The organism is Lysinibacillus sp. FSL L8-0312 (assembly GCF_038003285.1).
GTDB classification, from domain to species: domain Bacteria; phylum Bacillota; class Bacilli; order Bacillales_A; family Planococcaceae; genus Lysinibacillus; species Lysinibacillus fusiformis_D.
Map to the genome: position 1 here is coordinate 85000 of NZ_JBBOOV010000001.1, position 15383 is coordinate 100382.

11 protein-coding genes and 1 pseudogene are annotated in these 15383 nt (G+C 38.8%); 11 read left to right on the top strand and 1 reads right to left on the bottom strand.

Translation table 11 applies throughout. From position 1 onward, the window contains the following. Positions 1-91: 91 nt before the first annotated feature. The 7 genes and pseudogenes from MHI22_RS00470 to MHI22_RS00500 form a co-directional block, all read left to right on the top strand. Positions 92-1336, top strand: coding sequence for a Zn-dependent hydrolase (locus tag MHI22_RS00470; RefSeq protein WP_058844632.1), 1245 nt, complete (start codon positions 92-94; stop codon positions 1334-1336). Between the two features lie 44 nt (positions 1337-1380). Next, positions 1381-2784: a dihydropyrimidinase gene (gene hydA, locus MHI22_RS00475; RefSeq protein WP_058844631.1), complete on the top strand. Its 1404-nt coding sequence runs from the start codon at positions 1381-1383 to the stop codon at positions 2782-2784. A 99-nt stretch (positions 2785-2883) separates the two neighbouring features. Next, on the top strand, positions 2884-4251 hold the full coding sequence (locus MHI22_RS00480; protein WP_089933262.1) for an NAD(P)-dependent oxidoreductase: 1368 nt from the start codon (positions 2884-2886) through the stop codon (positions 4249-4251). A 200-nt stretch (positions 4252-4451) separates the two neighbouring features. Then, on the top strand, positions 4452-5714 hold the full coding sequence (gene preA / locus MHI22_RS00485; protein WP_036118683.1) for an NAD-dependent dihydropyrimidine dehydrogenase subunit PreA: 1263 nt from the start codon (positions 4452-4454) through the stop codon (positions 5712-5714). A gap of 138 nt (positions 5715-5852) precedes the next feature. Then, positions 5853-7370: an NCS1 family transporter gene (locus MHI22_RS00490; RefSeq protein WP_036118680.1), complete on the top strand. Its 1518-nt coding sequence runs from the start codon at positions 5853-5855 to the stop codon at positions 7368-7370. A 45-nt stretch (positions 7371-7415) separates the two neighbouring features. Continuing rightward, a complete protein-coding gene (locus tag MHI22_RS00495; protein ID WP_016995612.1) occupies positions 7416-7625 on the top strand; it encodes a hypothetical protein in 210 nt (69 codons plus the stop codon). A 205-nt stretch (positions 7626-7830) separates the two neighbouring features. Further along, positions 7831-7944 (top strand): annotated as a pseudogene (locus tag MHI22_RS00500) (IS200/IS605 family transposase); the annotation flags it as partial. Between the two features lie 30 nt (positions 7945-7974). On the opposite strand, the gene MHI22_RS00505 reads toward MHI22_RS00500, so the two are convergent. Further along, positions 7975-9144, bottom strand: a complete 1170-nt coding sequence (locus MHI22_RS00505; protein ID WP_271912815.1) for an FtsW/RodA/SpoVE family cell cycle protein — start codon at positions 9142-9144, stop codon at positions 7975-7977. Positions 9145-10226: 1082 nt separating this feature from the next. On the opposite strand from MHI22_RS00505, the gene MHI22_RS00510 reads away from it, so the two are divergent. From MHI22_RS00510 to MHI22_RS00525, 4 genes are all read left to right on the top strand, one after another. Next, positions 10227-11600 carry an amino acid permease gene (locus MHI22_RS00510; protein ID WP_036118664.1) on the top strand — a complete coding sequence of 458 codons (1374 nt, stop codon included), beginning with the start codon at positions 10227-10229 and terminating at the stop codon, positions 11598-11600. Between the two features lie 151 nt (positions 11601-11751). Beyond that, positions 11752-13146, top strand: coding sequence for a spore germination protein (locus tag MHI22_RS00515; protein ID WP_058844602.1), 1395 nt, complete (start codon positions 11752-11754; stop codon positions 13144-13146). 25 nt (positions 13147-13171) lie between these two features. Further along, on the top strand, positions 13172-14260 hold the full coding sequence (locus MHI22_RS00520) for a GerAB/ArcD/ProY family transporter (RefSeq protein ID WP_058844603.1): 1089 nt from the start codon (positions 13172-13174) through the stop codon (positions 14258-14260). Next, positions 14257-15366 (top strand): Ger(x)C family spore germination protein, encoded by a 1110-nt coding sequence (locus MHI22_RS00525; RefSeq protein ID WP_089933254.1) that lies wholly within the window; start codon positions 14257-14259, stop codon positions 15364-15366. The genes MHI22_RS00520 and MHI22_RS00525 overlap by 4 nt, the downstream gene beginning before the upstream one ends. Positions 15367-15383: the final 17 nt, after the last annotated feature.

Here is a 15383-nt window from a genome sequence, read left to right on the forward strand (position 1 = left end):
TGCACATATTTTTTTAGTTTACTATCCATATCTCACAAGTTTTATTTATTTTAGAATGTTTAATAACTACTGTGAAAGAGAGGACTTGCATATGTATAAATGTAATAGTAGACGATTGCAAGAGTTAATTGAACAATTTAGTCAATTTGGAGCCACTGACAATGGTGGTGTCACACGTTTGTCTCTTTCGGATGAGGACGTTTTAGCAAGAAACTATTTTTGTAAGTGTTGTGAGGCGTTAGGTATGAACATTCAGGTAGATGATATGGGGAATATTTATGCCACGCTTCCTGGGAAAAAGAATGTGCCGCCCATCGTTATGGGTTCCCATCTAGATTCTGTTGAAAAAGGTGGGAGATTTGATGGCGTGTTAGGCGTACTAACAGCTATCGAGGCCATTCGAACAATAAAGGAAAATGACATTGAAGTGGATATTCCACTCATGATTGTCAATTTCACGAACGAAGAGGGGGCACGTTTTGATCCAGCCATGATGAGTTCAGGGGTCATCACCTCGAAGTTTGATAAAGAAAAAATGCTGCAATCCACAGATAAAAATGGCATTCGCTTTCAAGAAGCATTACAAGCAAGTGGCTATGAAGGAGAGCAGGTCAATCGTCTAAAAGAAGCACTGGCTTATATTGAATTGCATATTGAGCAAGGGCCAGTACTAGAGGCAAAAAAACGTGAAATTGGTGTTGTTGAAGGTGTACTAGGTATGGTCTGCTACGAAATCACCATTACGGGGCAATCGAATCACGCAGGGACAACGCCAATGTCAATGCGCAAAGATCCGATGATTGTTGCATCGACGATCATAACAGAGCTCCATGAGCAATTAGGCAAGGTGGATGAACAGCTTGTGTTTACCTTTGGTCGTATGCATGTTTCTCCAAATATTCATACAGTTATCCCGAATAAGGTGACATTTACCATTGATTCCCGTCACCAAAAGCCAGAGGTCATGCAACTGGTTGAGGATATTCTCAATGCACTTCCAGAGACAGCAGGCGGATGCCATATTCAGCCTGTCAAGCTATGGGGAAGAGATACCGTGCATTTCGATAGCGCCATTTGCAATGAAGTAGAAAGAGCATGTCAAAGCTTTGGTTACTCAGCTCATCGTATGTTTAGCGGCGCTGGTCATGATGCACAGTATATGGCAAGTATGGTTCCTTCCGCGATGATTTTTGTCCCAAGTATCGAAGGCAAGAGTCATTGTGAAGAAGAGGAAACAACCTTTGAGGATTGTGCAAAGGGAGCAGATATTCTACTAGAAACGGTGTTAACGCTACAAACAAAGTTTAGTCTGGGCGAGACATATACACTGCATTAAACATCAAGGATTCTCTAATTTTGTGATGAAGGGTGAGGGGCACAATGAAAAAAATCATTAAAGGTGGACGAGTTGCAACTGCTGCTGACGTATTTGAGGCAGATATTTTAATTGATAACGGTAAAATTGTTCAGATTGGACAAAATTTAACGGATGCTAATGCTGAAATAATTGATGCAACAGGTAAGTACGTATTACCTGGTGGCATTGATCCCCATACGCATTTAGATATGCCATTCAATAATACGGTGACAGATGATGATTGGAAATCAGGTACAATTGCAGCGGCCTATGGTGGGACAACTACTATTTTAGATTTCTGTTTAACAGCTGGGGAAGAAAAATTGTCTACAGCGGTGGAGAAATGGCATGACAAGGCTAAAGGAAAGTCAGCTATTGATTATGGTTTCCACCTAATGATTGGCGACTTAACACCTGAAACGGAAGCTGAATTACCGAAGCTACTGGAGCAAGAGGGCATTACCTCTGTAAAAGTCTTTATGGCGTATGCAAAAGAATTCCAAGCAACAGATCGTACTTTATTTAAAGCCTTTAAAATCGCTAAAGATCTTGGTGCTGTGGTGATGGTACATTGTGAGAATGGCTCTGTTATTGATGAGCTGGTAGAAGAAGCTCGACGTGCTGGTCATAAGGAACCCATTTATCATGCACTGACTCGTCCAGCCGAATTAGAGGGAGAGGCAACAAAGCGTGCCATCGAATTAGCCCATATTGCTGGAGCAAAGCTCTATGTGGTGCATGTGACATGTAAAGAAGCAGTGGATGAAATTATTGCTGCTCGTGAAAAAGGCTATGACGTCTATGGTGAAACTTGTCCGCCATATTTAACACTCGATCAATCAGCCTTAGCACAGCCAGGCTTTGAGGGAGCCAAATATGTATGGTCGCCACCACTTCGTCCGAAGTATCATCAAGAGCATTTATGGCATGCATTAAAGGCGAAACAGCTTCAGACCATTGGCTCAGATCAATGCTCCTTTAGCTTTAAGGGCAAAAAGCAGCTAGGCTTAAATGATTTCTCGAAAATTCCAAATGGCGGGCCATTCATTGAAGATCGATTCAGTATTTTATATTCGGAGGGCGTAGCAAAGGGGAGAATTTCAATCCATGAATTTGTGGATATGATTTCTACTAGTGCGGCAAAAATATTTGGCTTATTCCCGCAAAAAGGAACGATTGCGATTGGTTCTGATGCGGATATCGTTATTTTTGACCCAGAGGCAAAACGCCAAATTTCGGCTAAAACGCATCATATGAATGTTGACTATAACCCATATGAAGGCTGGGAAGTGACAGGGGAGCCTGTTAGTGTCCTAGTCCGAGGGGAATATGTCATTAAAAATAAAGAATTTGTAGGCATACTTGGCAGTGGACAATACATTAAACGTCCATTAAGAACAGTAGTTGCGGAAGCGTTAAATATTTAGCTTCCTTCAGTAGACGACCGATTGTTTTGACTGGAGAACAAAACAATCGGTTTAGTAATTGATTCACGGAAAAAATGCTCACATGAGGGGGATGTGGAAATGGTTCCGATTCAAGAAAACGCGATGACCATACAGCTTAGACGTAATTTCATGGAATTAAAAGGAAAGATGACAAAGAATGAGGCTATTGAGGAAGCCAATCGTTGTCTATATTGCTATGACGCTCCATGTATTAAAGCCTGTCCAACAAGTATTCAAATCCCGAATTTCATAAAAAAAATTGCATCTGGTAATATGAAGGGTTCTGCTACGACTATATTAGAAGCAAATCCTATTGGTGCAAGCTGTGCGAGGGTTTGTCCAACAGAAGAACTATGTGAAGGGGCGTGTGTCTTAAATTCTTCAACAAAGCCAATTAAAATTGGTGAGTTACAGCGTTATGCAACGGATTGGGCAATGGAAACAAATGCCCAGCTATTCCAACCAGGCCAGCATAATGGACAGAAAGTAGCCATTATTGGAGCAGGCCCTGCTGGTTTATCGGCAGCACGTGAACTCAGCCGCTTAGGCTATCATGTAACGATTTATGAGGCGGAGGCAAAGGCTGGAGGTTTAGGTAGCTATGGCATTGTAGCGTTCCGTTTACCAAATGAAGTTGTAGATTGGGAAGTGGACCAAATTGAACAGCTCGGTGTGGACATTCAAACCAATACAGCTGTAGGTGTGGATATTACAGCAGCTGAAATTTTGGCGCAATATGACAGTGTGATATTAGCTGTCGGTATGGGGGCTGTGCCGAATCTGGGCATTAAAGGTGAAGAACTAGAAGGTGTACATGATGCCATTGACTTTGTGCGAAAAACAAAAATGGGACCGCTTACAAATGATATTGTAGGAAAACGAGTAGCTGTGATTGGAGCAGGAAATACAGCCATTGATGGTGCTACAAGTGCAGTGCGCTTAGGTGCTGACAATGTGCAAATTCTGTACAGAAGAACGCAAAAAGAAATGACAGCGTACAAATTTGAATATGAATTTGCTAAGCAGGATGGCGTGGAATTTAAATGGCTAACTGCACCGAAGAAAATTATTGGCAATGAAGCGGGCAAGGTGACAGGCATTGAATGTGTGAAAATGAAGCTTGGTGAGGCTGGTGCTGATGGGAGACAACGACCAGAAGAAGTTGAAGGCTCCAATTTTATCATCGAAGTGGATGCGGTGATTAAAGCCATTGGACAAACGCGTTTTGTATCGTTAATTGAAGCCTTTGGTTTAGCCCATACAAATGGGGTTGTCGATATTGATGAAACGACAATGCAAACGTCTCATGACAAAGTATTTGCTTGTGGAGATGTTGTCTTTGGTAATGGACAGGGGGAAGCGATGGTGGTGACCGCTGTACAACAAGGAAAAGATGCAGCATACAAGATTCATGAACGTTTAAGAAAACCAAGTGAGATTGCATAAAGTGAACCTTCAATCCGTGGAGGTTTTTCATCCTCCACGGATTGTTAGTTTCACCAATCGGGTTTTTACAGGCTGTTGATTCAGCATTTGAATATTTGGGCATACCTTTACATTCTGAAGTCGGGGTCTTACAGCTTATACCTGATGCTATGCTTTCGGTACAAAATAGCTTGTTAATAAGGGATAGAGGGGGAACTTATATGGCTGACTTACGCATTAATTTAGCGGGTATCAAATCACCTAATCCATTTTGGCTAGCATCCGCACCACCAACGAATTCAGGTTATCAAGTACAGCGTGCATTTGAAGCAGGCTGGGGTGGTGCTGTTTGGAAAACATTGGGGGAACCAATTTTAAATGTGTCCTCTCGTTTTGCAGCAGTTAGTTTTAATGGTCAACGTGTCGCAGGTTTCAACAATATTGAGTTAATTACAGATCGACCATTAGAAGTAAATTTACAAGAAATATATGAGACGAAAAAGAGATTTCCGAATCATGCGATTATTGCCTCGTTAATGGTAGAGCCAAAGCAGGAAAAGTGGCATGAAATTGTGAAACGCGTAGAAGATGTGGGGGTTGATGGTCTTGAGCTTAACTTTGGTTGTCCACATGGGATGGCAGAACGAGGCATGGGTTCTGCCTCTGGTCAAGTCCCAGAGTTGGTGGAAAAACAAACGTACTGGGTAAAGGAAGCAGCGCGTACACCTGTTATTGTGAAGCTAACACCAAACATTACAGATATTACTGTAACGGCGGAGGCAGCGACAAGAGGTGGAGCAGATGCAGTTAGTATGATTAATACGATTAATAGTTTAGCAGGTGTCGATTTAGATTCGTGGAATACAGTGCCTAATGTAGCTGGCAAAGGGGCACATGGTGGCTATTGTGGTCCAGCAGTTAAACCGATTGCCCTCAATATGGTTGCAGAATGTGCCCGTAATCCATTAGTCAATGTACCGATTTCGGGCATTGGTGGTATCTCGAACTGGCAAGATGCAGCAGAGTTTATTTTAATGGGTGCCACAGGCGTCCAAGTATGTACAGCAGCGATGCATCATGGTTTTAGTATTGTGGAGGATATGATTGATGGACTGAATAATTATTTAGATGATAAAGGCCTAGCTTCGGTCATGGATTTAGTAGGTCGCTCTGTGCAAAGATATTCAAGCTGGGGTGATTTGGATTTAAATTATAAAATTGTTGCAGAAATTAATAATGATGTTTGTATCAATTGTAATAAGTGCCATATTGCGTGCGAGGATACTTCCCATCAATGTATTGATCTCTATACAGAGGGTGATCGTCCAATGCTAAAGGTTCGTGAGGAAGACTGTGTCGGCTGTAACCTATGCTCCATTGTTTGTCCTGTCGACGGTGCCATTACAATGGTAGAACGTCCATCAACGATTCCGCCAATGACATGGAATGAACGTCAAGCCCTTCTGAGCAGTCTGTCAAAATAATGGCCTCTTTAGCTCAATACTGAATATAAGATAAAAGATGATTAAAATCGAAATTCCACCTTCCTTCAGCATTTGGTGGAGGAAGGCATAACTTCAAGTAGGTTGTCACGGAAATTAGAGAAAAAGGAGAGAAGTAGGATGGAACGTGAAGGGAATTATTTGAAATCCCCAGATTTACTTCCAGTGACACATCAACAAAGAAATATTGGAACATTTGGTTTTGCAGTGATTTGGATTGGCATGGCGATTGTTCTAGCAGCTTTTGCCATTGGTGGCTCAGCCATTATGAACTTATCACTACCAATGGTTATTGTAGCAACATTGGTAGGCTCTTGTTTAATCGGTGTCTTTATGACGTTAATTGGTGATATAGGAATTGAGCATGGGCTATCATTCCCAGTCTATATGCGTGCACCTTTTGGCACATTCGGTACACATATACCTTCCCTTGTACGTGGTGTCACAGCTGCTTGTTGGTTTGGTCTTAATACGTATTTCGGTGCTTTAGCGATAAATGGTATTTTAAATTTAATGTTTGGCTTTAATAATTGGTTTATCTGTTTCCTTGTATTTGCTGCTCTTCAACTTTTTAATACATCCCTAGGTATTAAATCCATTGAGCGCTTTGCTGATTTAGCAGCACCTGTCATTATTTTAATTTCTTGTTGGATGTACTACACATTAGCAGATAGTGCAACGTCACAAGGAAAAAATATTTGGACGTGGGTGGAAACCCCAACAACAGGCATTGCTGCTTTTACCGCTTTTATGGTAGTCGTGATGGCAAATATGGGCTTTTGGGCAACACTCGCAGCCGATATGCCTTCCCTATCTCGTTTCTTTAAGGCACCTAAAAATGAGCGAAATTGGTTTAAGCGTAATAAAACACAGCTTGTTGGCTCATTAATTGTTATGCCAATTACCAATACATTCATTGTCGCAATTGGAGCAGTTTGTTATATGGCTGTTGCATCGGCTGATCCGATCAACGCCCTACAACAAAGTGCAAGCGGCTTTATTTTAGGTATTTTATTGTTGATGATTGTGTTAGCGCAATGGTCGACTAATACCTCTGCCAATGTTGTGCCAGCTGCGACGATTTTCTCTAATATTGGCGGTCCTAAAGTACCGTTTTGGGTAGGGGTTGTCATTGCAGGAATTATTGGTATTATTGCACAGCCTTGGAGCCTATTTGATGTGATGGTCAATGTCCTATTAATAATTGGCGGTATTTTAACGGCCATTGTAGGTATTTTATTTGCTGATTATTACCTAATTCGTAAACGCCGTGTTCATGTTAAAGAGCTTTATGAGTTAGATGGGCAATTTAAATATTATAAGGGCTTTAATATGGCCGGGTTAATTGCCTGGGTCATTGGGGGAGCGGTCGCGAATATTTTTGCAACTTATTCCTCTTTAGTAGGATTTGTTGTTGGAGCGGCTGTATATTATGTATTAGCGAAGTATTGGTGGTTTAAAAAGTATCCACAGGCGGAGCTAGAAGACCCGAGTGATGCCAAATATTTAGGCATTACAGTCGGGCATAATTTGGATGAACTATTTGGGCAACCAGCATCTGCTCCAACGTCGGCCCTAGAGGAGGAAGAACTTGTGGAGCAACCAGATCCTCTGTTAGAAATGAAGGGCGCCGAGTAAGATAGACTACATCAAGACATTTTCAAAAGAAGGTGAGGTGATGACATGTCTGAATTCCAACAAAGCACAGAGGAAATCCAAAAAGTAGATCATTATTTAGATAGTGGCTTTAAAATCAAATATGTCTACGAAAATTTAAGTGGGATGTTTGTAGAATTTGCTCGTCAGGAAGAAGTGACATTGTTGCAAATTCTGACAGCGGATGCACGTAAATACTTCTCTGCAAAATTACAAGAACAAACATTATTACAATAATGACCTACACTCTATTCCTTTCAATGAGATGGGAATAGAGTTTTTTGTATCTTTTGAAACGATGCGAGGGTTCCAAAGAGCTTCTAGCTATAGACAAGAAAAAAAACCCTTTCGTACAATGAGGTCTAGTCAATCAACTTCGTACGAAAGGGAATCCAAATGGATTATAAAAGTTTAGCACACAACATGGAATTGTAAGTATTAAATCGTCTTTGCTCCCCAGTATAGAAGACAGATTATTTATGGGCAAATCAAAGCAGATATAGGTAAAGTTTTACGCCAGATGGTAAGCATAAGAAAGCTACTCCTGCTAGAAGCAGTAATACTAAAAGCCTATACATTTCATTACTTATTCCTTTGTTGCTTTAAACATATAGCCGCTATAAGATTTGTAGATAATCATCACAATACCCATTAGCATAAAATTTGATATTAGTGAACTTCCACCATAGCTTAAAAATGGCAGTGTCATACCAGTTACTGGTAGAAGCCCAATGGTCATACCAATATTTTGGGTAATTTGGAAGGCCAATAAGCTAGAAATTCCTGCACCCATCAGTGTCATAAATGGGTCTCTTGCTTGTACTGTAATAACAACAATACGGTAAATAACAAAAAATAAAAGTGCAATTATAAATGATCCTCCAATAAAGCCTAGCTCTTCGGCAATATTCGCAAAAATAAAATCAGTATGTTTCTCCACGACATAAACATTATTGTTCATGTATCCTTTCCCAGTAAACTCACCTGTACCAATTGCTAAAAACCCCTGCCTCGTTTGATAAGAAGAATCTGGATATTCATATGGCTGTAACCAACCATGAATTCGAGAAATTTGATGCCCTGATAATTTATTTAAAATTTTATCTGTAAAAAAATCGTGGGATTTTATATATAAAAGTACCACAACACTAATAATTGATAGAGGGACGGCTGTAAAGATGACAAGCAATTTTCTTTGTATACCTGAAAAGAAAATCATTGGTAAAATCATCGACATATAAAGCATGACCATGCCTGTATCAGGTTGCTTGTAAACGGCGAGCATCGGTGGAAGAGATATAATAGCAATTATGAAGAGAAGCCTCATATCCGTGAAAAAGGTAGGACGTTCGTATTTCTCTCGATGTGCGACGATAACCTTGCTGACAACGATTAAAAAGGCGAACTTTAAAAACTCTGACGGCTGAAATGATCCTAGCAAAGGAATTTGGTACCAGCGCTTCGCCTCGTTTATAGTTCTAGCTATACTTTCAGGTGCAATGAATAAGCTAAATGTTAATAACACCATTATCCAATAAAACGGCCAGCCAATTTTTTTAAGCTGTTCAATATCAAGTATGGCTATCCCATACATAGTTAAAAATCCGATTATGTAATAAATAAACTGCTTTATAATAAATGAGCTTGAATACTGTTCGAACACCGTACTACTGGAATGGACAAAGAGACAACTAATCATACCTAGTAGCATCAAGCTAATTACTAAACTTTTATCCAATTTATTGAAATGTAACATTCAAATATCTCCCCTTTGTTAGAAGCAACTATTAACGATAACGATTGGTAACTATGGAAGGTTGCGACATAACGGGGTAATAAATTTGACTTCAGATTATTTTGCTTAACTATTCATCCAATTTCCACAAAAATAGAACAAGTGATTTCTAGCTATATACTTTAATTATTGGTGATATATGGATAACTGTTTTTTGATACATATGGGAAAGACAAGCTACTTGTACTATCGAATGGATTATTAGGTATTTTTAATGTTGATAATTTAGGGAAAAGTTATACTAGCCTATTAATCAAATTAAGCGTTAAAAGAAGTCTCTACTAACCTAGTGGAGACTTCTCTTAGTGTGGAAAAACAAAACAGTCAATTGAAAGGGAGAAATGGATTTCCGTTGCAGGCTACTTGCTTTCCTGTGGGCGAGCGCCGAGCCGCTTCCTCCGCTACCGCTCCGTTTAGAGGCTCGCCTGTCTCGCTATCCCACGGGAGTCAAGTAGCCTTCCACTCCAGCCCACAAAAGTGTTACCTTTTTAGCGAAATTTTCAAATAAAGTGAAGGTGTTCACTACTTTTTATGAAGAGGTGTTGTCACGCATCACTTCTCCATATTGAAAATAAGAGCTTATTCCCTCTAAAAATAATGGGCTATTTAATCGCTATATTACTATGAAAAAAGTAAAGGCACTTTGCAGAATGGTTGATTGTAGTGGAGCCAGCGTCACTCCTAGGGGATTTAGCGTCACAGATGAGACCCTGGAGCGAGCGTAAGTGAGTGAAGCGGCTCATCGGACGCCCCCTGGAAAGGGCGCTGACGGAACGGAAATCAACCTCTCACCTTGCAAAGTTGCTTTTTCTGCCGTTGACATCATCTTTTTTCAACAACATGAGAAGTCTCTACTAACCTAGTGGAGACTCCTTTGCGTTATTTAGTAAAGTTATAAAATGAAAGAGCGGTATGAGCTAAATCTATCAAAATATCATTATTTTTTGTTTTTCCTAAAAATACATTTGTCTTTTTTAGAAAAATTGATTATGATTTTAAAGGTATTCAACGTAGAGAGAACATCAGAAAAGAGGCGTTAACGAGTGGCCAATAAGGAATTAAAACGAGGATTAGAAGCACGTCATATCCAAATGATTGCACTTGGCGGTACGATTGGTGTAGGGCTATTTATGGGCTCGGCCAGTGCAATTCAATGGACGGGACCTTCTGTACTCCTTGCCTATGGTATTGCAGGTATTTTTATTTTTTTCATTATGAGGGCAATGGGTGAGATGCTTTATATGGAGCCGAGTACAGGCTCTTTTGCAACGTTTGGCTATAAATATATCCATCCTTTAGCGGGGTATTTAACAGCGTGGAGTAACTGGTTCCAATGGGTTATTGTTGGGATGTCTGAAATTATAGCAGTCGGAACGTATATGCAATACTGGTATCCAGAATTACCAGCGTGGATACCAGGTCTTATTGCGATGATTATTTTAGGTTTGGCGAACTTTATTTCTGTCAAATCATTTGGGGAATTTGAATTTTGGTTTGCGATGATTAAAATTGTCACAATCATTTTAATGATTGTAGCAGGTGTAGGGCTGATCTTCTTTGGCTTTGGCAATGATGGTATTGCCATTGGTTTATCTAATTTGTGGAGTCACGGTGGCTTCTTTACAGGTGGCTGGACAGGCTTCTTCTTTGCCTTATCTTTAGTTGTTGCTGCATATCAAGGGGTAGAGCTTATCGGGATTACGGCTGGAGAAGCAAAAAATCCACAAAAAACGATTACTAATGCCATTCAAAGTATCATTTGGCGTATTTTAATTTTCTATATCGGTGCAATCTTTGTCATTGTGACGGTGTATCCTTGGGATGAGCTTGGGACAATAGGTAGTCCATTTGTAGCGACATTTGCTAAAGTAGGTATTACAGCTGCCGCAGGTATCATTAATTTTGTTGTAATCACAGCAGCTATGTCAGGCTGTAACAGTGGGATTTATAGCGCTGGACGTATGTTATATACTCTTGCGATGAATGGACAAGCACCAAAATTTTTCGCCAAGCTTTCAAGGAATGGCGTACCTTTATTTGGAACAGCAGGTGTGTTAGTCGGGTTATTCATTGGTGTCATCCTAAGCTATATTGCTCCTGAAAATTTATTTGTTTATATATATAGTGCGAGTGTTTTACCAGGAATGATTCCATGGTTTATTATTTTAATCAGTCAAATTCGCTTTAGAAAAGAGAAGGGTATGCAACTGGCTAAGCATCCTTTCAAAATGCCTTTCGCACCCATTACAAACTATGTAACGATTATCTTTTTAATCATGGTATTAGTTGGTATGTGGATTAATGATGATACACGTATATCATTAATTGTTGGTATTATTTTCCTAATCCTCGTAACAATTAGCTACTATGTGTTTGGGATTGGCAAAAACCGCTACAGTAAAGATTCTATAGAATAAGCTAGAGGGATGTATCTCAACGTGAGATGCATCCTTTTTTCTGTCTATTTTTACTAGCACAATTTTTACATAAATGAACGGATAAAAGCCAAACTACTAAAAAATGAATGACAATGACTGGTATTCATCGGAATTAAAGGGGTTGAAAGAAATGAACGAGATACCGGAACAAATTGTAGCTAAATTGACGCAGGAGATCAACGAAATTGATGATGTAAAACTGAAAATGGTGGCGACAGAAGAGGGAGATGTCACGGTCATTTATTTCTCCTCGCTCATTGAAAAAATGACCTTACAAACCATGGTGACGATTCCGTTGGCTAATAATTTAAAACAAATTCATCAAGTCGCTCAATATGTGGACCCAAAGGATGTCCAGGGAGCCGTTAAAAAATTGAATGCTGGGCAAACCCTCCTTTTTTTTCATGAAACGAATGCGTTGTTAAGCGTGGATACGTATAGTGCACCGACAAGGGCCATTACAGATACTGAAACGGAGTCCACAGTAATCGGTCCACAGGATGCATTTACAGAATCATTAGAAACAAATATTTCATTGGTGAGAAGACGCATACAAAGCGCTATGCTTAAAAACGAAAACCGTGTTGTCGGGTCTGAAGCCAATATTAAAATCTCGATTATGTATATGGATAATATTGTGAGTCATAAAAATTTAGAGGATTTAAGAAATCGGATAGATCAAGTAGATTATCCATTATTTACGGATATATCTGTGCTGAAGCAATTAATTGAGGATAATCCTTTATCACCCTTTCCGCAATATTATATGACAGTTCGTCCAGATAGTATTTGCCGTTATCTTCTAGATGGTAGAATCGTCGTTTTTATGGATAATAGTCAGTTAGCAATTGTTTGTCCTACGTCTTTTTTTGAAATGTTTGTGTCGATTGAAGATTATTACAACCGATGGACAACGGCAACTTTACTAAGGATGTTACGCTTTTTTGGTTTTTTCCTAACAATTATGATTACCCCCATGTATATATCAGCTCTAACCTTTCATCCAGAAATATTGCCCTATGAATTATTATTAAATCTTCAAGAGTCGAGGAGTAAAGTACCATTTCCACCGCTGATTGAAGTGCTATTTATCGAGCTGATTATTGAAGTGTTACGAGAAGCGGGTTCTCGAATGCCAGCCAAAGTCGGTCAAACAATTGGTATCGTAGGAGGTATTGTTATTGGTACTGCTGCTGTAGAAGCGGGATTACTCAGTAATATTCTCATCGTGCTAGTTGCGACATCTGCCTTATTATCGTTCCTACCGCCGATTTTCTTAATGAGTAATACTAGTCGGTTTGTGCGCTATATTTTTATTTTATCAGCGGGGCTCTTTGGCTTATTTGGCCAGATGCTCGCCTTTGCCTGGTTAATTCATCATTTATTAAGTTTAAAATCGTTAGGGACGCATTATATGACTCCAGGCATTCCAAGAAAGCCAAGCGATTTATTGGATGGTGTCATCCGATTTCCAACTAAATACCTAAAAAGTAAATCAGGTCTTTCAAAAGCACAGAAAAAATAGAACTAGAGGAATGAGGTGGTCAACTTTGAGTACAACGAAAGACAAAGTGTTAAATCGCTATCATGTCATTTTTTTAGCTCAAAGTGTAATGCTTGGTACGGGTATCCTTTCACTACCTCAAAAATTAAGTTCTATGGGATATTCTCAAACATTTATGCCACTTTTATATGGTCTGATAGCAACTCTTACACTGTTTGCAATGGTATGGCTGTGTTCAAAATTTCCTAATGATGATTTATTTAAGATGAACGAAATACTTTTAGGAAAATATATCGGGAAAACCATCAATTTTTTCATCATTATACAATGTATTGTTTTTAGTGCAGGGATTATAAGTAACTATATGCATTTAATACAAAGTACAGCGTTACAGGAACAAACGATTACATTACCTGTACTTTGCTTTTTACTTTTGCTTATTTACATCGTAAACGGCGGTATAAAATCAATTGCAAGATTTTGTATCATGACATTTTTTATTACGATTTGGATGTTCTATTTTACACGGTGGGCGATTGAAAAAGGGAGTGTAAGTCATCTTCTACCTCTCTTTAATTTTACGACTAAAGAGTTTTATGCAGCATTCAAGCAAGGCTATTTTTCATTTCTTGGATATGAATTAATTGTATTTTATTTTCCTTTTATCATTGATAAAAAGAAGGCTTTTCGTCATTCCTTATTAGGCGTTTGGATTAGTGTTTTTTTATGTTTTATCACAACGCTTATTAGTGTGATGTATTATTCGGAATGGCAATTGAAAAATGTAGAGTTTTCGGTGTTGAATTTATTTAAAGCAGGGGAATTTACCTTTATAGAGCGTATTGATATTATTGGCATTACACTTTGGGTATTTCTGATTTTAACTTCTATGACTGCTTATGTATGGTGTGCGAAACAAGGTGCCCATGCATTATTTCCGTTACCTAAAAAAAAGAAGAATTATTACTTATATATGATTACCTGTCTGATTTTTGTCATTATTAAAATGCCTGTTTCGCGAGAGGTTCAGGATAAATTATTTATGGCAAGTAACTATATAGGGTATATCTTAATTATTTGGCCACTATTTTTAATCATGATCTACTTATTTAGGAAAAAGCAGGTGCAAGTATGAAAACACGTCTATGTATACTCAGTTTGATTGTTTTAATTTTACTTGTGGGCTGTTCTCGAAAAGAACTAAAAGTGCCATTAGAGGATATTGGCATGGTTGATTCGATGGCATTTGATTACATTGATGAAAATGAGATGAGGCTTACAGTGGCTATTCCTCAATACTCTCCAGAGGCAGAGCAGGATACGCAAAATTTTTCCATTACGACAGATCTAGTGTCCAGTGGCATAGTCAAAATAGAAAAACAATCAGATAAAAAGATTGTTTTCAATCAATTACGTGTGGTATTAGTCAATGAGGATTTTGCACGAAAAGGAAATGTCAGAAAGATTATTCAGCATTTATATCGCAATGCAGAGGTGGGAAATAAAGTGCTCATCGCTGTTGTAAAAGATAACGCAGAAGCTATTCTAAAGGGAGATTATCCTGATAAACCTAATATTAACTTTTATTTAAATGATCTATTAGAACCTAGTATTAATACAGCCTTTAATCCAAACACCAATATCCATGATTTTATGTATACAATTACGAATCCAGTAATTGATACCATTTTACCTTATATTGAAAAGCGAGGGGATAAATTAGAGGTGGAAGGCGTTGCAATTTTCAAAGGAAATCAGATGCATGAACTGATTAAACCAGAGGAAGCACTGGTGATTCAAGCTTTGAATGGACGGAAAAATCTTGCTCCGTTACACTTGGACTTAAACGCAGGGCATGGGGAAGAGAAACTCATGATTGATTTAATTGAAAGCAGTGTAAAAAAAGAGAGTAATCAAAACGTGAATTCACCAAAATTAACGATTTTCTTAACAATCAAGGGTACATTAAGCGAGTATAAGGGTAAAAGAGAATCTCATTTGTTTACAGTTGAAAGCATTAGTAATTTAGAAAAAGATGTGAATAAACAGCTTGAACAGGATATTGGTGATTTTTTAGAGCGATTAAATAAAGCAGAGGTGGACCCGGCTGGCTTAAGTGAAGAATTTAGAATGTACTATCATGGGAAATGGACGACGAAAAAAACGAGGGCGCTTATTAGTAAATTAGACGTTAAAGTCCATGTAGAAACGTCCATTATTAGTACAGGTACATTAAAATAAATGGAGGCCAATTCGTC